The sequence below is a fragment of the Glutamicibacter sp. MOO4 genome, from assembly GCF_056934395.1.
In genome coordinates this window covers 1,468,841-1,487,094 of the sequence record NZ_CM167800.1, presented here as the reverse complement: position 1 = coordinate 1,487,094, position 18,254 = coordinate 1,468,841, and the positions used below count along the sequence as shown (strand labels likewise).

16 protein-coding genes are annotated in these 18,254 nt (G+C 55.1%); 13 read left to right on the top strand and 3 right to left on the bottom strand.

Going from position 1 to position 18,254, the window contains the following annotated elements; genetic code table 11:
• Positions 1-4: 4 nt before the first annotated feature.
• The gene (locus tag AC1Z3F_RS06890; RefSeq protein WP_444613594.1) at positions 5-2,536 is read right to left on the bottom strand and encodes a DEAD/DEAH box helicase; all 2,532 of its coding nucleotides are present in this window, start codon (positions 2,534-2,536) and stop codon (positions 5-7) included.
• Between the two features lie 76 nt (positions 2,537-2,612).
• On the opposite strand from AC1Z3F_RS06890, the gene AC1Z3F_RS06885 reads away from it, so the two are divergent.
• The gene (locus AC1Z3F_RS06885) at positions 2,613-3,407 is read left to right on the top strand and encodes a methyltransferase domain-containing protein (protein WP_131088439.1); all 795 of its coding nucleotides are present in this window, start codon (positions 2,613-2,615) and stop codon (positions 3,405-3,407) included.
• Here AC1Z3F_RS06885 and AC1Z3F_RS06880 read toward each other — a convergent pair.
• Positions 3,389-3,784, bottom strand: coding sequence for a phosphatase PAP2 family protein (locus AC1Z3F_RS06880; RefSeq protein ID WP_262197539.1), 396 nt, complete (start codon positions 3,782-3,784; stop codon positions 3,389-3,391). The two genes, AC1Z3F_RS06885 and AC1Z3F_RS06880, sit on opposite strands and share 19 nt — an antisense overlap.
• A 362-nt stretch (positions 3,785-4,146) precedes the next feature.
• Positions 4,147-4,800 (bottom strand): MBL fold metallo-hydrolase, encoded by a 654-nt coding sequence (locus AC1Z3F_RS06875; protein WP_131088437.1) that lies wholly within the window; start codon positions 4,798-4,800, stop codon positions 4,147-4,149.
• 94 nt (positions 4,801-4,894) lie between these two features.
• On the opposite strand from AC1Z3F_RS06875, the gene AC1Z3F_RS06870 reads away from it, so the two are divergent.
• The 12 genes from AC1Z3F_RS06870 (at position 4,895) to gap (ending at position 18,241) form a co-directional block, all read left to right on the top strand.
• Positions 4,895-5,272 carry a GntR family transcriptional regulator gene (locus AC1Z3F_RS06870; RefSeq protein WP_131088436.1) on the top strand — a complete coding sequence of 126 codons (378 nt, stop codon included), beginning with the start codon at positions 4,895-4,897 and terminating at the stop codon, positions 5,270-5,272.
• 177 nt (positions 5,273-5,449) lie between these two features.
• Positions 5,450-5,881 carry a PQQ-binding-like beta-propeller repeat protein gene (locus AC1Z3F_RS06865; protein WP_131088435.1) on the top strand — a complete coding sequence of 144 codons (432 nt, stop codon included), beginning with the start codon at positions 5,450-5,452 and terminating at the stop codon, positions 5,879-5,881.
• Positions 5,882-5,908: 27 nt separating this feature from the next.
• Positions 5,909-6,448: a hypothetical protein gene (locus AC1Z3F_RS06860; protein WP_131088434.1), complete on the top strand. Its 540-nt coding sequence runs from the start codon at positions 5,909-5,911 to the stop codon at positions 6,446-6,448.
• A 689-nt stretch (positions 6,449-7,137) separates the two neighbouring features.
• A complete protein-coding gene (gene uvrA, locus AC1Z3F_RS06855) occupies positions 7,138-10,008 on the top strand; it encodes an excinuclease ABC subunit UvrA (RefSeq protein WP_483566846.1) in 2,871 nt (956 codons plus the stop codon).
• 87 nt (positions 10,009-10,095) lie between these two features.
• Positions 10,096-10,800 carry an HAD hydrolase-like protein gene (locus tag AC1Z3F_RS06850; protein WP_483566845.1) on the top strand — a complete coding sequence of 235 codons (705 nt, stop codon included), beginning with the start codon at positions 10,096-10,098 and terminating at the stop codon, positions 10,798-10,800.
• A complete protein-coding gene (locus tag AC1Z3F_RS06845; RefSeq protein WP_131088431.1) occupies positions 10,801-11,472 on the top strand; it encodes a lysophospholipid acyltransferase family protein in 672 nt (223 codons plus the stop codon).
• A gap of 3 nt (positions 11,473-11,475) precedes the next feature.
• The gene (uvrC, locus tag AC1Z3F_RS06840; RefSeq protein ID WP_131088430.1) at positions 11,476-13,422 is read left to right on the top strand and encodes an excinuclease ABC subunit UvrC; all 1,947 of its coding nucleotides are present in this window, start codon (positions 11,476-11,478) and stop codon (positions 13,420-13,422) included.
• Positions 13,423-13,431: 9 nt separating this feature from the next.
• Positions 13,432-14,325, top strand: coding sequence for an RNase adapter RapZ (gene rapZ / locus AC1Z3F_RS06835; protein ID WP_131088429.1), 894 nt, complete (start codon positions 13,432-13,434; stop codon positions 14,323-14,325).
• A gap of 4 nt (positions 14,326-14,329) precedes the next feature.
• Positions 14,330-15,352: a gluconeogenesis factor YvcK family protein gene (locus AC1Z3F_RS06830; protein WP_131088428.1), complete on the top strand. Its 1,023-nt coding sequence runs from the start codon at positions 14,330-14,332 to the stop codon at positions 15,350-15,352.
• A 27-nt stretch (positions 15,353-15,379) separates the two neighbouring features.
• Positions 15,380-16,360 (top strand): DNA-binding protein WhiA, encoded by a 981-nt coding sequence (gene whiA, locus AC1Z3F_RS06825; RefSeq protein WP_131088427.1) that lies wholly within the window; start codon positions 15,380-15,382, stop codon positions 16,358-16,360.
• A 61-nt stretch (positions 16,361-16,421) separates the two neighbouring features.
• The gene (locus AC1Z3F_RS06820; RefSeq protein ID WP_131088426.1) at positions 16,422-17,051 is read left to right on the top strand and encodes a superoxide dismutase; all 630 of its coding nucleotides are present in this window, start codon (positions 16,422-16,424) and stop codon (positions 17,049-17,051) included.
• Positions 17,052-17,233: 182 nt separating this feature from the next.
• The gene (gene gap / locus AC1Z3F_RS06815; RefSeq protein WP_131088425.1) at positions 17,234-18,241 is read left to right on the top strand and encodes a type I glyceraldehyde-3-phosphate dehydrogenase; all 1,008 of its coding nucleotides are present in this window, start codon (positions 17,234-17,236) and stop codon (positions 18,239-18,241) included.
• The last annotated feature ends 13 nt before the right edge of the window (positions 18,242-18,254 follow it).

The following is an 18,254-nucleotide window of genomic DNA, read 5'->3' as shown; positions in this document are numbered from 1 at the left end:
GAGATTAGTCCAGCCGGCCAACGGAGGTTACGGTCACGACCGGCGCTCCGACCTCATCGGAATCATCCAAGGAGATCGTGGCGCTAATACCCCAGTCATGATGTTCGGCTGGGTCCGCAAAGATCTGACGAACTTCCCAGACACGATTGGGCAACTCGTTGACGATGAACAAGGCGCTGCTGCGACCGGTGGGACCGTCGTCGATGTCCTCGTGCTCGTCAAAGTATCCGTCCAAGGCATCGGCCCAAGCGTCGGAATCAAACCCGTTGTGGCCATCAAGCTCACCGAGGGCTTGGTCTTGCTCGTCGGCGAAGAGCTTAACCCTGCGGAACATTTCGTTGCGGACCATCACGCGGAAGGCACGCTTATTGCTGGTCAGCTTTTCCGGAGCTGGAGGTGGGGCAGTTTCGGTTTCCTCGCTCAGCTCGCCACGCGACAACTCTTCCCATTCGTCAAGCAACGAGGAGTCAATCTGGCGGATCATCTCTCCGAGCCACTCGATCAGATCTTCAAGGTCTTCGCGCAGTGAATCTTGGGGAACTGTTTGGCGCAGGGCCTTATACGCATCGGTGAGGTAGCGCAACAACACACCCTCGGAGCGCGCCAGCTGGTAGTACTGGACAAAATCGGAGAAGCCCATGGCACGTTCGTACATGTCACGAACGATCGACTTGGGCTGCACCTCAAAGTCGGCCAGCCACGGAGCACCCGAACGATATTGTTCAAACGCGGCCTCAAGCTTTTCCGCCAAAGGCATCGGATAAGTAATCTCATCCAGCGCGTTCATGCGGTCGTTGTAGTCCATGCCTTCGGCCTTCATCGCGGCAATGGCTTCGCCCCGAGCCTTTTTCTCCTGCCCGGAAAGTATCTGGCGCGGCTTTTCGAGTGTCGCTTCGATCACCGAGACGACGTCGAGGGCGTAACTGGCAGAATCTGGATCCAACAGATCCAAGGCAGCGAGTGCAAAAGGCGAGAGCGGTTGGTTCAGCGCAAAGTTCTGCTGCAGGTGCACGGTCAACTCGTAGTAGTTACCGTACTGATCTGGTTCGTCTCGGCGGACAACAACTTCGGTGGCGATCAGCTCACGTAAGATGCCCAGTGCACGCAGTTTCAACTTTCGCTGGGCGGCAGGTGTCTCATGGTTTTCGCTGAGCAAACGGACCGCGGCCTCGAAGGCGTTGTCTTCACGTTCCAAAAGGTTCAGCAGCATCGAGTGCGAAACCTGGAACGAGGACTTCAGCGTTTCTGGGGCAGCAGCAACAATCTTGTCGTAGGTCTTTTCGCCCCAGGTGACAAAGTTCTGTGGTGGCTTCTTCTTAGGGATCTGTTTGAGCTTCGAGGAACCTTCGCCGTGCTTCTTCAGCGCCTTTTCCATGGCCTTGTGATTTTCGATGGCATGCTCAGGGGCCTGAACCAGTACGGTACCAGCGGTATCAAAACCAGCACGTCCGGCTCGACCAGCAATCTGATGGAACTCGCGGGCATTAACGATGCGTGTACGGGTGCCGTCGAATTTGGACAGCGCGGTGATGACCACCGTGCGGATAGGCACGTTGATGCCCACGCCCAAGGTGTCGGTACCGCAAATGACCTTGAGTAGACCTGCCTGCGCGAGCTGTTCCACCAGGCGACGGTACTTAGGGAGCATGCCGGCGTGGTGGATGCCGATGCCGTGGCGGACCAAACGGTTCAGCGTCTTGCCAAAACCAGCGGCGAAGCGGAAGCCACCGATCATCTCGGAGATCTTTTCCTTCTCCTCACGCGTGGCTACATTAACGCTCATCAACCCGGTGGCGCGATCAATGGCGTCGAGTTGGGAGAAGTGCACGATGTAGATCGGGACCTGCTTGGTCTTGATCAGTTCCTCGACGGCTTCCTGCACAGGCTCCATCGAGTAGTAGAAGTGCAAGGGGATCGGGCGTTCGGTGTGTGCGACCGTGACGGTCGGCGTTCCGGTGCGCTCCTCGAGTTCTTTCTCAAAGCGGGTCACATCGCCCAAGGTGGCGCTCATGAGCAGGAACTGAGCCTGTGGAAGTTCGATCAGGGGAACTTGCCAGGCCCAGCCGCGCTGTGGGTCAGCGTAGAAGTGGAATTCGTCCATGATCACGCATCCGACATCTGCGCGGGAACCTTCGCGCAAGGCAATGTTGGCTAAGATCTCGGCCGTGCAGCAAATGATCGGAGCGTCGGCGTTGACGGAGGAATCTCCGGTGACCATACCGACGTTTTCTGCACCAAAGATTTTGCAGAGGTCAAAAAACTTCTCGGAGACTAGTGCCTTGATCGGCGCAGTGTAGAAGCTGATCTGATCGCGGGACATGGCATAAAAATGCGCTGCGATGGCGACCAAAGATTTGCCGGAGCCGGTCGGGGTGGCAAGGATGACGTTGTTGCCGCCGGCCAGCGCCATCGACGCTTCATCCTGGGCAGGGTAGAGGTTGATACCACGGGTGGTGACCCATTGGCCGAAAGCCTCGTAGATTTCGTCGTCGGAAACGTTTTTGCTGTCTGCTGGCAAATAATCGGTGAGCAACATGATGTTACTAGCCTATCGGTTCAACGCCATGTCTCGGTGCCTAGTAGCCCGTAGAACAAAGGATTAGGCTGAGGGCATGAAATGGGATCCAGCTAAGTACACAGAATTCTCCGATTACCGCGGACGTCCATATAAAGACTTGCTCGGGCAGCTAACCGAAATTGAGCCGAAAAATATTGTCGATTTGGGCTGCGGACCGGGGAATATGACTCGGCTGTTGGCGCAACGATGGCCCGATGCTCAGGTGACCGGTCTGGACTCTTCTGCGGAAATGATCGCGAAGGCTAAGTCTTCGGAACATGAACCGAACCTAGATTTTGCCTTAGCTGATGCCACCACATGGCGACCCGCCGAAAACCTAGATCTGTTGTTCTCCAATGCGATGTTGCAATGGCTTCCGAATCACCGCGAGCTACTGTCCTCATGGTTGGGCACTATGAAACCCGGAGCCTATGTAGCGATCCAGATGCCAGGGAACTTCCGTTCACCTTCTCATGCGCTGATGCGCGAAGTGGCCGAAAGTCCAAAGTGGATTCAGAAGCTCGGGGGAGTACTACGCGACGGCCACGTTGTGGGAGAACCAGAGGAGTATCAGCGGCTATTGCTGCAGCAAGGATTCCAAGCAAATGTCTGGGAGACAACATTCCAGCAATTGTTGCCCGGCGATGACCCCATTGTGGATTGGGTTCGCGGTACGGCACTATTGCCGGTGAAAGCGGTATTGGACGCAGAGGACTATCTAGAATTTGAGGATGACTATCGAGCGGTAGTCAGCATTCACTACCCATCGGTGCAGACCCCGGACGGTACGAAGCTAACGAACTTCCCATTCCGTCGAATATTCGTGATCGGTCACAAACTGACCCAGTAGCGGGCAGGCACTAGTTTCTGCAGCAAATCAGGCAGAACTTTCACTGCGATGATCACGCTCAAGGTGCCTAACGCCAGCCCCGAAACTACATCGTGGAAGTAGTGTGCCCCGACGCCGACCCTAGACAGACCGATAACTATAGCTAGTGGGATCGCATATTTGGCCAGCTTCGGGACCACCAGAGTGCACACCGTGGCGATAGCGGCCGCGACTACAGAATGATTGGACGGCCAAGACCAGTCTCCCGAGGCCGGGCAAGCCATCGCGGTGAGCACATCAAGAGAATTGCACGGTCGTTTCTCGCGGAAAATTGCTTTGATGAGTTCACTGAGCACATAGCCAATTCCAGCGCCAATGCCACCGGAGGCTAGAGACAAAAAAGTGGACGATCCCGAAACCAGCAAGTGATGGTGAGCGCAACGGCGCCTAGCACTAACAGCTTGAGCAGGGCGTCGGAGCAAAAAATCACGATAGCCGACAGCAAAGATGAGGAAACGACGACGCCACTGATGCCCGAGTACAGGACATCACGTAGCGGGAAAGATAGCGCGGCGATGAGGACCAGTGCGACAACTACCATTGCTGGTCGAGTCGGTCGGATCTTATATTTCGCGGTGGGGGAAAGACTCACGAGTGGCGATTATACGGATCCGGGCTGTGCGCCAAATTCAGTGAGCTATCACCGAACTGCCAGTGCGAGATGCCCACAAGTAAACCTTGGGGCATCCGGCGACACTGTTTACCAGCCGCGTTCGCGCCACTGATCAAGATGCGGGCGTTGTTCACCTAGGGTCGTTGTGTCTCCATGCCCGGGCAATACTTTGGTTTCGTCTGGGAAGCGATCGAAGATTCGTTCGGAGACGTCGGTAATCAGTGAGAGGAAGCGCTGTGGGTCTTTCCACGTGTTGCCAACGCCGCCGGGGAAGAGGCTGTCACCGCTGAGTACGACCGGCTGTCCGGAGGAATCAACTAGCGCATAGCCAATGGAACCTGGCGTGTGTCCGCGCAGGTGGATGGCTTCAATAATTACGTCGCCGAGCTTTAACTGATCACCATGGTTCAACCCGTTGGTGATTTGAACACCAGATTCTTCAGCGATGCCGGTCATGTCCTCGGCGCCGGCATAGGTAGTAACAGGGTATTTTTCGACGATGTCGGCCAACGCACGAATGTGGTCCCAATGCTGGTGTGTGGTGGCAATACCAACAATTTGGGGATCTTGCGCATCACCTTGCGAGGCCTGAATGAGTTCTGCAATTGCAGGGACGTCGTCGGCAGCATCAACAAGCAGCTGCTCGCCGGTCCCTCGGTGAGTAATGAGGTAAACATTGTTTTCCATGTCGGAAACGGAGGTCCAGCGGATGGTCACGTCATCTAGCAATAGTTCGTTCATACCACTCACACTACGACGGAATATATGGTCAACGCGACCATTAAAGATAGGCTCGGGACAACAGAAGATACAGTTCCAACGAATGGAGCACAGCATGAGCGAACTAGCATTCATCAAGATTGACCCCAACTCCACCGTGGCGCCGTACCAGCAGGTCCGGGAACAAATACTCTCCGCCATTGCTAAGGGAAAGCTTGCACCAGGTACAAAGCTGCCTTCAGTTCGGGCGTTGTCCGGGACGCTGAATCTGGCGGTTAATACAGTAGCCAAGGTATACAAGGAGCTAGAACTGCAGGGGGCCGTCGTCACCCGTGGTCGTCACGGCACCGTGGTACAGGCGGCCGACGATCGCGGTGAGCAGGAAGTCAGCGATGCCGCAGCAGACCTGGCTCGGATTGCGCAGCTATGGTCAGTGGATGAAGCGACCGCCGTGAAATACCTGCGTGCCGCTTTTAGCTCTTTGCCACGCTGAGAAATGACGAGCTTGATGTAGCGCGAGCTACCTAGTAGTGCGCCACTGGGCGCCATAGCGCTGTGATGTTCCGTATCAAGGAACGGTTCTAAAAGTTTGTGGATAACCCTCTTGGGCCTTTGAAATCTGGGTTTAGACTCTGGAACTAAATCAATGTTCCCGGGGCAGGAAAACACCATGAATTCGACTGCACATCGCCACGTAACTTCGAAAAGCATCACCGCAATTACCATCAGCGCACTGATCCTCAACGGTGCCTTGGCCGGTTGTACTGCCAACAAGACTGAATCCAGTCCCGCGCCTGCCGAGCAAGCCGAGAAAGCCGAGGAACAAGTTCCCGTTCCCGCGAGCTTTGCGTGGAAAACCGAAGAAGTTCTCGTATCGGATCCAACCGTAATTGACGATGTGGCCATTGCCTATCGACGTGTTGGCCCGCAGCTGGAAGTGATCGCGCGGAATCTGAAAAACGGTAAGCAAGTGTGGAAGGACGAGGCACTCGGTGCAGCCGATGCGCGGGGCATCAGTCCAAGTATCGAAACCGTAGAACATGATGGCAAGAACTACGTGGCCTATACCGGAACAAGAACGGACGCCGTGGGGACACTCTAGATCGTCGATGTTGCCACTGGTAAACCAGTGAAGATCAACAACAATTTTGAACTTTGGGGAAACCGGCCAAATGTCTGCGGCAAGACTTTCTGCACTGAAGGTTCAAAGGTGCGTAATGAGCAGTATCTTGACCATCAGCACATGAAATTTGATTGGTCCAGCAAGCAATGGTTCACGGTACCTGAGAACAAGCTCGAATTCGGGTACCAGCAAGGTGGGCGCCATCTGGGCGAAGGCATCTTCTCCTACTGGGACAAGAACGACAAACAGATGCGCAATTTCTCCAAAGGAACCAAGACGTTGTGGGAACGGCCCTACGAAGAAGTCTTCGCTAAAGGGTATTCAACATCCGGCGGCTGGAACTGGACAAGCGTAGAAAAAACAAAGAAATTCTGCTCGGCTCTGGCTCACACAGCCAGGGCGATTTCTTTGAAACCGATAAAAAGAGAGCTGAATACCGGCTTGCCGATCTGTCGAAACTTGTTGCGCTTGATGCGAAGACCGGAAAAACCTTGTGGTCCCAAGCGGGTATCTCGCCACGGTGCGGATTCGACTCGCCCCAAATAAACGAAGCCAATGACGACACAATCGTTATTTGCTACTACGACGGGGCAATCAAACACTGACGGCGAGAAAAGATGACTACTACTCGGTGGAAATAGACGATGCTGCGTGGAGCGCGGTTGCATTGGATGTGAAGACCGGCGGCAAAAAAGTAGCAATACAAACTTAGCGATCCTTACGACTACGATGCCAGGGTAGAAACGGCTGGAATACCGCGCGTCGACGATAATACCTCGATACTTCCACTCAGGGGTGGCGACAAAGCGGTTAGTAACGCCGATGGCACCGTTGTCCCATTGGCGGATGTTGTGGGAGAAAACGCAATTTGTTCGGAGGATCGCGAGCCATACTTTATTTACTCCGCGACCTTAGGTACTGAAGTACCAACGGAACACAAAGCATCGGGGGACACCAGCTTCGATGAGGCCGAAATAGTGTGTAAGCGCGGGACATGGAAAGCGAATAAGGGCATACCGACGGTACAAGAATTTCGATGGGCAGGGTACGACGAGAAAGAAGTTGTTGTACTCAACGGCTTAGAAGGCATGATGGCTTACCGAATGACGGCTACGGACGGGCAGTAAGGCGCAGATTGGCGCTCGCCGAATGCGTTGGTGAGGCTGTGAAAAAATTTCTGTGAGATAGAACCACTCGTACACTTATTCGAAGTAGTTTTCGATTAGTATGGGCTCGTGGCTACTACTGCAGACAGCAATAAAACAGATCTTACGCGCCTGATCGTCAAGGGCGCGCGTGAGCACAACCTTAAGAACGTAGACATTGATCTACCGCGTGACGCGATGATTGTCTTCACCGGGCTTTCCGGTTCCGGCAAATCCTCGCTCGCTTTCGACACGATCTTTGCCGAAGGTCAGCGTCGTTATGTCGAGTCACTTTCTGCGTACGCCCGCATGTTCCTCGGGCAGGTAGACAAGCCGGACGTGGACTTCATTGAGGGACTTTCTCCAGCGGTGTCGATCGATCAGAAGTCGACCAGCAAAAACCCTCGTTCAACCGTCGGTACGATTACCGAGGTCTACGACTACATGCGCCTGCTCTGGGCCCGTGTTGGTCACCCACATTGCCCGATTTGTCATGAGCCGATCTCCAAGCAGACTCCTCAGCAAATCGTGGATCAGTTGATGGAGCTACCTGAAAAAACTCGTTTCCAGATCCTCGCTCCGGTTGTTCGTTCACGCAAGGGTGAGTTTGTTGACCTCTTTGCGGAGCTTTCCTCAAAGGGCTTCTCGCGTGCCCGAGTTGACGGCGAAACGATCCAACTTAATGATCCTCCGAAGCTGGCCAAGCAGGTTAAGCACACCATTGAGGTAGTGGTTGACCGTCTAGCAATCAAGGAAGATGCCCGACAGCGTTTGACGGATTCCATCGAGACGGCTCTGGGCATCGCCGATGGTCGAGTATTGGCCGACTTTGTTGACCTGGATGCCGATGATCCCAAACGTGTCCGCTCGTTCTCCGAAAATCTTGCGTGCCCTAATGAGCACCCGCTAGCCATTGATGAGATTGAGCCTCGCACTTTCTCCTTCAACAACCCATTCGGTGCTTGTGCTGCCTGCTCCGGTATCGGTACCAAGCTCGAAGTTGACGAACACCTGATCGTTCCCGATCCGGAGGTCACCTTGGCTGAGGGTGCTATCGCTCCGTGGTCACTGGGTAAGGCAACCACCGAGTACTGGAACCGTCTTATTGAGGGGCTCGGCCAAGAACTTGGCTTCAGCATGAGCACCCGGTGGAAAGATCTGCCAGCCACGGCTCGCGAAGCGATCCTCAGCGGTAAAGACCACAAGGTTGTTGTTCAGTACAAGAACCGTTTTGGCCGCGAACGCAAGTACTCAACTGGTTTTGAAGGCGTCATCTCCTACGTGCACCGCAAGCATGAAGAGACCGAGTCGGATCACGCTCGCGATCGTTACGAGCAGTACATGCGTCAGATCCCATGCCCTACCTGTGGTGGCGCGCGACTGAACCCAGCTTCCCTTTCGGTGCTCGTCGGCGGCCGTTCCATTGCAGAGGTTTCTGCCATGGACCTGCGCAGTGCAGCAAACTTCCTATCTAACATTGACCTCTCAGCGCGTGAAGCGAAGATTGCAGCTCAGGTGGTTAAGGAAATCGACGCCCGCATGAAGTTCTTGCTGGACGTTGGACTGGAATACCTGACTCTAGAGCGTGCCGCCGGAACACTTTCAGGCGGCGAAGCGCAGCGTATTCGACTTGCCACCCAAATTGGTTCAGGCCTGGTGGGCGTGCTGTATGTTCTCGATGAACCTTCGATCGGTTTGCACCAGCGAGATAACCGACGCCTGATCGATACCCTTCTGCGCCTGCGCTCATTGGGAAATACTTTGATCGTCGTGGAGCACGATGAAGACACCATCGCTGAGGCCGATTGGATTGTTGACATCGGTCCAGGTGCGGGAGAGAACGGTGGCGAAGTTGTCCACTCCGGATCAGTCGAAGGACTCAAAGCCAATACACGCTCTTTGACCGGTGACTACCTGTCCGGTCGCAAGCAGATCGACATCCCAACCAAGCGACGCAAGGTTGATAAGGATCGCAAGCTCAAGGTCGTTGGCGCCAACGAGAACAACCTGCAGGACGTATCGGTTGAATTCCCGCTGGGTCTGCTTACGGCAGTGACCGGTGTATCTGGTTCAGGTAAATCGACCCTGGTGAACGACATCCTGTACAAGGTGCTGGCCAACAAACTTAACGGTGCCAAGCAGGTGCCAGGTCGCCACACCCGAGTGTTGGGTTTGGAACACTTGGACAAGGTCGTGCATGTTGACCAGTCGCCAATCGGTCGTACCCCACGGTCAAACCCTGCCACCTACACCGGCGTCTTTGATCATGTCCGTAAGCTTTTCGCGGAGACCAATGAAGCGAAGCTACGCGGTTACCAGCCAGGTCGCTTCTCGTTCAACGTGAAGGGCGGACGTTGCGAATCTTGCTCCGGCGACGGAACGCTCAAGATCGAGATGAACTTCCTGCCTGACGTCTACGTTCCGTGCGAAGTGTGCCATGGGGCACGCTACAACCGCGAGACCTTGCAGGTGCTCTACAAGGGCAAGAACATCGCTGACGTTCTGAATATGCCAATCGCCGAGGGTGCAGAATTCTTCAGTGCCTTCACCCCGATTGCGCGCCACCTTCGCACACTGGTTGATGTGGGCTTGGGCTACGTCCGCCTTGGACAGCCTGCCACCACTCTGTCCGGTGGTGAGGCTCAGCGCGTGAAGCTCGCCGCCGAATTGCAGAAGCGTTCCAACGGTCGGTCCATCTACGTTCTGGATGAGCCCACCACTGGTCTGCACTTCGAAGATATTCGAAAGCTGCTGCTGGTCTTGCAAAGCCTGGTCGACAAGGGCAACACCGTTTTGACCATTGAGCACAACTTGGACGTCATCAAGTCCGCCGACTGGGTGATTGATCTAGGTCCTGAAGGCGGATCCGGTGGTGGAACTATCTTGGCCACCGGAACCCCGGAAAAGGTAGCCAAGGTCAGCGAGTCGCATACCGGAAAGTTCCTCGCGGAAATCCTGTAGAACCCGGGGCGCGGATCAGGGAAATATGCCCTTTCAGTCATGGATTCCTGACCCGCGCCCGCTTCGTGGGAAGATAGCTAAGTGAATATGTCGGTAACAAGTGCGCTCTTCGATCTTGACGGGACTCTCGTGGACCCCGCAGGTGCCATTACTTCGGGAATTCGCCATGCCCTTGTGGCTCACGGATTAGCCGATCCGGGGGAGTCACGAGTTGAAGCTTTGGTCGGTCCACCGTTGCAAGTGGGACTTCGAACCATTGAAGGCGTCACCGACACAAACATCGATCAAATCATCGCCACTTACCGTACGCGCTACGAAGAAGTCGGCATGGATGAGTCGAAGGTGTATCCCGGGATCATCGAGCTGTTGCAGGCACTGCGTCGCGCGAATATCTACGTTGCGGTCACGACGGCAAAACCGGTGAATATTGCCCGGTTGTTATTGGACCGCAAGGGATTGACCGAACACCTTGATGCAATCCACGGTAACGACGGTGAACACGGCGCCATGGGTTCAAGCAAGACACATATTGTGGCTGCCGCATTGAAAGACGCCGAGTTGGACGCGTCGTCCAGCGTAGTGATCGGCGATCGATACTACGATGTGGATGCGGCACGAGAAAATTCGGTCTCATCCATCGGCGTAGCTTGGGGCTTCGCTCAAGGGGACGAACTTTCCCATGCTGACCTACTAGTAGACACCACGCAGCAATTGGCCGTAGCTCTGCTAGGGGAACAGGCAGCTAAATCATTAGAACTTGAACCAAACGTCATGCAGGAAGGTGCAAAATAAATGAGCATCTACACCATGACCCGTTCTTCGATTCGCGGCGTCATCCATGGCGTGTGCCGTGCCGAGGTTACCGGACTTGAAAACGTCCCCAAGGAAGGCGGATTTATTGTCGCCTCCAACCACCTCTCCTTCTTTGACTCGCTCATTATCCAAGCCTTGACGCCCCGCGACGTGGCATTTTTTGCGAAGGCAGAATATTTCACAACTCCCGGAGTCAAAGGAAAGTTGATGAAGACTTTCTTCGAATCCGTAGGCTCAATTCCAGTACAGCGTGGTGAGCAGGCTGCCTCGGTGGCTGCCCTGGATTCACTAGTGGAGATCATCGAAGAAGGCGGGGGCATCGGAATCTATCCCGAGGGCACCCGCTCGCGCGACGGTAAGCTCTACCGCGGTCGAACCGGTGTGGGTTGGCTTGCGCTAACCACTGGTGTTCCTGTGGTTCCTGTCGGACTGATTGGTACTGAAAAGTTACAGCCTGCAGGTTCTAAAGGATTTAGGCCCGCAAAATTCCAGATTCGTTTTGGTGAACCACTGCAGTTTGACCAGCTGGGGCGCAAACATCCGCTGCCGCAACGTCGTCAGGCAACTGACCAGATCGTGGATGCGATTGCCGCTCTGTCCGGTCAAGAACGCGTGGATTCATACAACCAGTTACCTCCAGACGCGAAATGACCCATGGCTGATCCAGCAAGTTACCGTCCGAAAACTTCGGACATTCCAACTAACCCCGGTGTGTATCGTTTCCGTGACGAACACGGCCGGGTGATTTATGTTGGCAAAGCCAAAGTTCTCCGCAATCGACTGACGTCTTACTTCGCCAATCCAGATCGGCTCACGCCCAAAACACGGACCATGGTCTACACCGCAGGCAGCGTGGAATGGACCGTTGTTGGTTCAGAGCTTGAAGCTCTGCAGCTGGAGTACGTCTGGATCAAGGAATACAACCCGCGGTTTAATATCGTCTTCAGAGACGACAAGTCTTATCCCTATCTTGCGATCACGCTCAACGAGAAATACCCTCGTGCGTTGGTCATGCGTGGAGATAAGCGCAAGGGCGTTAAATACTTTGGCCCCTTTTACCCCGCCAAAGCAATCCGCGAAACTCTAGATACCCTGCTACGTGTCTTCCCTGTGCGCAGTTGCGCCCCTGGTGTCTTTAAACGAGCAGAAGCCTCGGGGCGCCCGTGTCTGCTCGGATATATCGACAAGTGTTCCGCACCCTGTGTTGGCCGGATCTCCCAGGAAGACCACCGCCAGCTCGCCGATGATTTATGCACCTTCATGGGTGGCGAAGCAACCAAGTTCACCAGGGCACTAACGGTGAAAATGCAGGATGCTGTAGCGGAATTGGAATACGAAAAAGCCGCCCGCTACCGTGATGATATCGCCGCATTGAAGCGAGTCTTTGAACGAAACGCAGTGGTTTTGGACGACCGTACTGAAGCCGATATTTTCGGTGTGCACGGCGATGAATTGGAAGCATCCGTTCAGGTGTTCCATGTTCGAGACGGTCGAATCCGGTCACAGCGCGGTTGGGTTGTTGAGAAGGTCGCGGACGTAACCGACGCCGAATTTGTTGAGCAATTGCTCACCCAAATTTATGCTGACCACGCGGACCGCATTCCTCGTGAAATTCTTGTGCCATCCCTACCCGATGACATTAACGACGTGACGCAGTGGCTTTCAGAGCTACGCGGTTCCAAGGTTTCTTTGCGCGTTGCCCAACGCGGCGACAAGGCTGCGTTGGCCGGGACTGTGAAAGAGAATGCGGAACAGGCACTTCGACTTCACAAGTCCAAGCGTGCAGGGGACATCACAACCCGTTCCTTGGCCATGCAGGAACTCCAGGAAGCACTGGGTGCCCAACAAGCACTACTGCGTATTGAGTGCTACGACGCGTCGCATACTCAGGGAACCAACGTGGTTGCCTCCATGGTGGTCTTTGAAGATGGGCTTCCGAAAAAGAGCGAATATCGTAAGTTCTCGATCACTGGGGATGCCGCACGCGACGATACCGCGAGCATGTACGACGTCATTTACCGACGCTTCAGCCGCTACCTCAAAGAGAAGGTTGACCCTGCCTCCTTTGCAACTGGTGCGGTGACCGAGGATGAGATAGGGGAGAGCACCAAAAAGAAGTTCTCTTACCCGCCGTCATTGGTGATCGTGGATGGTGGCCCGCCTCAGGTTGCTGCCGCGCAAAAAGCCATGGACGATCTGGGGATCGACGATATACCTGTAGTTGGTCTAGCTAAGCGCTTGGAAGAACTGTGGCTACCGGATGATCCGTTCCCGGTGATTCTTCCGCGCGCTTCTGATGCGCTGTACCTGGTCCAACGATTGCGCGATGAGGCGCACCGATTCGCCATCACCTTCCACCGTGAGAAGCGTGCCAAGTCCATGATTGCCTCTGATCTGGACGCTGTCCCAGGTCTTGGCAAAGCTAAGCAAGCAGCGCTGCGTAAGCACTTTGGCTCCATGAAGAAGATCCGTGCAGCAAGTATTGCTGAACTGGTTGAAGTCCCAGGGGTGGGAGAGAAACTTGCGACAATCATCAAAGACTCCCTCGAAGATGCTTCACTTACTGGTGTGAATATGACGACAGGCGAAATTGTCGACTAGCCTTGGAATATGACCGCTGAGTATGAAGCCGTAAAACCGCCTGAGTCTGAACTGGTGATCGTAACTGGCATGTCAGGTGCCGGTCGAACCACCGTTGCCCACGCCTTGGAAGACCAGGGCTGGTATGTGGTGGAGAACCTGCCACCGGCCATGCTTGGCCCGCTGACTGAAATGATGAGCCGTTCGCAGGGATCCATCCCCAAGATGGCCGTAGTCATGGACGTGCGTTCCAAAGAAATGTTCCCGGAGATTCGCGACGCGCTAGCCAACCTGACAGCTAGCGGAGTGAAATTCCGACTGGTCTATCTCAACGCCAGCGATGAAGTTCTGATCCGACGATTTGAACAGGGTCGCCGCCCGCATCCGCTACAGGGTGACGGTCGAATTGTTGACGGGATTACCAAGGAACGCGGTATCACCGATCAGCTGCGCGAAGCCGCGGAAATCGTCTTGGATTCTTCAACGATGTCGGTGCACGATCTGGCGCGTTCGGTGACCGAGCTCTTTAGTGAGTCCGGTCCGATCATCCTACGCATCAATGTCATGAGCTTTGGCTTCAAATACGGTCTTCCAACCGATGCCAACTACGTGGCCGACGTGCGCTTCATCCCTAACCCACACTGGGTTCCAGAGTTGCGCCCCCAGACCGGACAGGACAAAGAAGTTTCTGACTACGTCTTGAACCAAGAAGGCACTAGCGACTTCATTGAGAACTACCTCAAAGCTCTTGAGCCTGTATTTGAGGGCTACCGCCGCGAAAATAAGCACTATGCCACCATTGCGGTAGGCTGCACCGGAGGAAAGCACCGCTCGGTTGCCACCACCATTGAACTTGGCCGACGATTGGCACAGTTCCCTAACGTTCGCGTGAGCATCAGCCACCGCGATCTAGGACGCGAGTAAAAACATGGCCTTTGCAACCGGTCCCATTTCGATTCAGGGACTAACCCGAGGCGACGATCAGCGCAACCCTTCAGTTGTCGCATTGGGCGGAGGGCACGGTCTGTCCTCCTCACTGTCGGCACTACGCCGACTGACTACCGAGCTCACCGCCGTTGTAACCGTGGCCGATGACGGTGGAAGTTCAGGGCGCCTACGTGGCTCCTTTGACGTGTTGCCACCGGGGGACTTGCGGATGGCTTTGGCTGCGTTATGTGACGACACCGATTGGGGCCGAACCTGGCGCGATGTCATGCAACACCGCTTTGCATCAGACGCGAACCTTGAAGAGCCACTGAACGGTCATGCGGTAGGAAACCTACTGATTTTGGCCCTGTGGGAACTTTTGGATAATCCAGTGGCAGGACTACGTTGGGCTGGAGCGTTGCTTGGCGCACGCGGTCAGGTTCTGCCGATGAGTACCATGCCGTTGTCCATCCATGGGGATGTGCTCGAATCCGATGAGAATGACTCGTTGGTTCGTCGAAGAATTGAAGGTCAAGCGAAACTGGCACGCGCCGGAGCCGGTGGTTTGGTCACCAATGTTCGTTTGGAACCAGCCGATGCGCCGGCATGCTCCGAGGCTTTGGAATCCATTGAGCTGGCCGACTGGGTCATCCTAGGTCCGGGATCTTGGTACACCTCGGTGCTGCCACATTTACTGTTGCCCGATATGCGTCAGGCAATCGCGTCAACTACAGCAAAAAAGCTGCTGACGATGAACTTGTCGATGGATACCGATGAGACCAACGGGATGGATGCTGCAGCGCATCTTGAAGTGCTCAGCCGCTATGCGCCAGAAGTAAAATTCGATGCGATTATTGCTGATGAATCCAAGATTGTAAATCGTCAGAGATTTGAGCTGGCAGCGCAAAAACTGGGTGCACGCGTCTTTTTTAGTACAGTAGGAGTATCTGACGGTCGTGCAGTGCACGACCCGTTGCGACTAGCGGCGGCCTATCACGAGGTGTTTACCGCGATCGGATCTTAGGAAGATCCTAGTAAGGGAGTTTGATTCATGGCATTGACGGCTTCCGTCAAAGACGAGCTGTCGCGAGTAGAGATTCGCAAACCTTCGGTACGTAAGGCCGAGGTTTCGACGATGCTGCGCTTCAGCGGGGGACTTCATATTGTCTCCGGGCGAATTGTCATTGAAGCTGAGGTGGATCTCGCTGCAACTGCCCGTCGGCTTAAGATGGCCATCGGCGAGTTGTACGGCCACGAGGCAGAGATCGTTATGGTCTCAGGTTCCGGCATCCGTAAGGGTAGTCGTTACATCGTCCGCGTCGCCAAAGACGGAGAAGTGCTCGCTCGGCAGACTGGACTACTAGATCAGCGAGGTCGACCTGTTCGAGGTTTGCCTTCGGTGATCGTTAACGGTTCCACGGCCGATGCTGAAGCAGTCTGGCGCGGCGCCTTCTTATCGCACGGTTCCTTGACCGAACCCGGGCGCAGTTCTGCATTGGAAATTACTTGCCCCGGCCCAGAGGCAGCTTTGGCGCTTGTTGGCGCGGCTCGACGTTTGGGTCTGACGGTCAAGGCCCGCGAGGTGCGCGGCGTTGACCGTGTGGTGATCCGCGACGGCGACGCAATTGCGCAGCTTTTGACCCGCATGGGTGCCCACGATGCGTTGATGGTGTGGGAAGAACGCCGCATGCGTAAGGAAGTTCGTGCCACGGCCAACCGGCTGGCAAACTTTGATGATGCCAACCTGCGTCGCAGTGCCCAGGCAGCAGTTGCTGCTGGCGCTCGCGTAGAACGCGCACTGAGCATTCTTGGCGAGGAAGTTCCTGAGCACCTTCGCTACGCTGGGCTGCTTCGCTTGGAGCACAAACAAGCTTCCCTCGACGAGCTCGGTCGTATGGCTGAGCCCCCAATGACTAAGGACGCCATAGCTGGCCGAATTCGTCGCTTGTTGGCCATGGCTGACAAGAAGGCCAGTGATCTGGGAATACCAGGCACGGAGTCCAGCGTTCCAGTAGACGAACTGGAACATTAAAAATGTCCCCGTGGGAGCCCTCCTACGGAGATTCATCCGAAAGAGAAAATTGAGGAGAATCATGGCTGTATATTCACTGCCAGAACTGCAGTACGACTACGCTGCACTCGAGCCAAACATCTCGGCTCGCATCATGGAGCTGCACCACTCCAAGCACCACGCAACTTACGTTGCTGGCGCTAACTCGGCACTGGAACAGCTGGCTGAAGCCCGCGAAAAGGGCGAATTCGGTAACATCCCGAAGTTGTCCAAGGACCTGGCATTCCACTTGGGTGGACACACCAACCACTCGATCTTCTGGAACAACCTGTCCCCAGAGGGTGGCGACAAGCCAGAGGGCGAGCTGTCCGCAGCAATCGATGAGTTCTTCGGCTCCTTCGATAACTTCCGCGCTCACTTCACCGCAGCAGCAATGAGCCTGCAGGGCTCGGGCTGGGCTGTACTGGCGTACGACGCACTTGGTGGCCAGCTGGTTATCGAGCAGCTCTACGATCAGCAGGGCAACATTCCAGTGGCAACCACCCCACTGCTGATGCTGGACATGTGGGAGCATGCCTTCTACCTGGACTACGTCAACGTGAAGGCTGACTACGTTAAGGCTTTCTGGAACATCGTGAACTGGGCAGACGTTCAGGCACGTTTTGAAGCAGCTCGTAAGGGTGCAGCTTCGCTAATCGTTCCAGGTAAATAAGTAATCTGGTAAGTTAGCTCACATTCTGCGCTTAAATAGCGTAGTATGTTTCAAGTGTGTTGCGGATCCCGGTGATCCACTGGGATCCGCAAAGCACGGCACAACGGAGTGTCCTTCAAAGAAGGCCACTTCCGTTTGCGGACGGTCGTGGCACAATCATCCCGTTTAGAGGAGATAGTCACGTGACAACTCGTGTTGGTATCAATGGTTTTGGCCGTATCGGACGCAACTTCCTGCGTGCAGTATTGGCACACAAGGCAGACATCGAAATTGTCGCCGTCAACGACCTTGGTTCAATCGATTCGCTTGCTCACCTGGTGAAGTTTGACTCTGTACTCGGCCCAGTGGGCGAGGCAGTATCCGTAGATGGTGACACCATCGTTGTCGGAGAACGTCGCATCAAGGTACTTTCCGAGCGCGATCCAGCAAACCTTCCATGGGGTGAATTGAACGTCGACGTCGTCATCGAGTCGACTGGTTTCTTCACCAAGGGTGCAGACGCCGGCAAGCACATCACCGCCGGTGCAAAGAAGGTTATCATCTCGGCTCCGGCCTCCGATGAAGACATCACCATCGTGATGGGTGTTAACCAGGACAAGTACGATCCTGCAAACCACAACATCATCTCGAACGCATCATGCACCACCAACTGCTTGGCCCCACTGGCCAAGGTTCTGAACGATGAGTTCGGCATTGTTGATGGCCTGATGACCACCATCCACGCATACACCGCTGACCAGCGCCTGCAGGATGCACCTCACAGCGACCCGCGTCGTGCACGTGCTGCTGCATTGAACCTGATCCCTACTTCGACCGGTGCTGCTAAGGCTATCGGCGTAGTAATGCCAGAGCTCAAGGGCAAGCTGCACGGTTACGCAATGCGCGTTCCAGTTCCAACCGGCTCGGCAACTGACCTCACCGTCAACCTTGCTCGCACCGCAACCGTTGAAGAAATCAATGCTGCATTCGAGAAGGCTGCTTCTGAAGGTGCTTTGAAGGACGTTCTGGAGTACTCGACTGATCCACTGGTTTCCACTGACATCGTCACCAACCCACACTCCTCGATCTTCGACTCCGGTCTGACCATCGTTATGGGCAACAGCGTGAAGGTTGTTTCGTGGTACGACAACGAGTGGGGCTACTCCTCACGACTTGTTGACCTTGTCGGATTCGTGGGATCAAGCCTCTAGTCGATAACCTAGA

Coding starts and splice junctions, on each gene's coding strand:
- AC1Z3F_RS06890 (WP_444613594.1), bottom strand. CDS start 2,536: ATGTTGCTCACCGATTATTTGCCAGCAGACAGCAAAAACGTTTCCGAC.
- AC1Z3F_RS06885 (WP_131088439.1), top strand. CDS start 2,613: ATGAAATGGGATCCAGCTAAGTACACAGAATTCTCCGATTACCGCGGA.
- AC1Z3F_RS06875 (WP_131088437.1), bottom strand. CDS start 4,800: ATGAACGAACTATTGCTAGATGACGTGACCATCCGCTGGACCTCCGTT.
- AC1Z3F_RS06870 (WP_131088436.1), top strand. CDS start 4,895: ATGAGCGAACTAGCATTCATCAAGATTGACCCCAACTCCACCGTGGCG.
- AC1Z3F_RS06865 (WP_131088435.1), top strand. CDS start 5,450: ATGAATTCGACTGCACATCGCCACGTAACTTCGAAAAGCATCACCGCA.
- AC1Z3F_RS06850 (WP_483566845.1), top strand. CDS start 10,096: ATGTCGGTAACAAGTGCGCTCTTCGATCTTGACGGGACTCTCGTGGAC.
- AC1Z3F_RS06845 (WP_131088431.1), top strand. CDS start 10,801: ATGAGCATCTACACCATGACCCGTTCTTCGATTCGCGGCGTCATCCAT.
- uvrC (WP_131088430.1), top strand. CDS start 11,476: ATGGCTGATCCAGCAAGTTACCGTCCGAAAACTTCGGACATTCCAACT.
- rapZ (WP_131088429.1), top strand. CDS start 13,432: ATGACCGCTGAGTATGAAGCCGTAAAACCGCCTGAGTCTGAACTGGTG.
- AC1Z3F_RS06830 (WP_131088428.1), top strand. CDS start 14,330: ATGGCCTTTGCAACCGGTCCCATTTCGATTCAGGGACTAACCCGAGGC.
- whiA (WP_131088427.1), top strand. CDS start 15,380: ATGGCATTGACGGCTTCCGTCAAAGACGAGCTGTCGCGAGTAGAGATT.
- AC1Z3F_RS06820 (WP_131088426.1), top strand. CDS start 16,422: ATGGCTGTATATTCACTGCCAGAACTGCAGTACGACTACGCTGCACTC.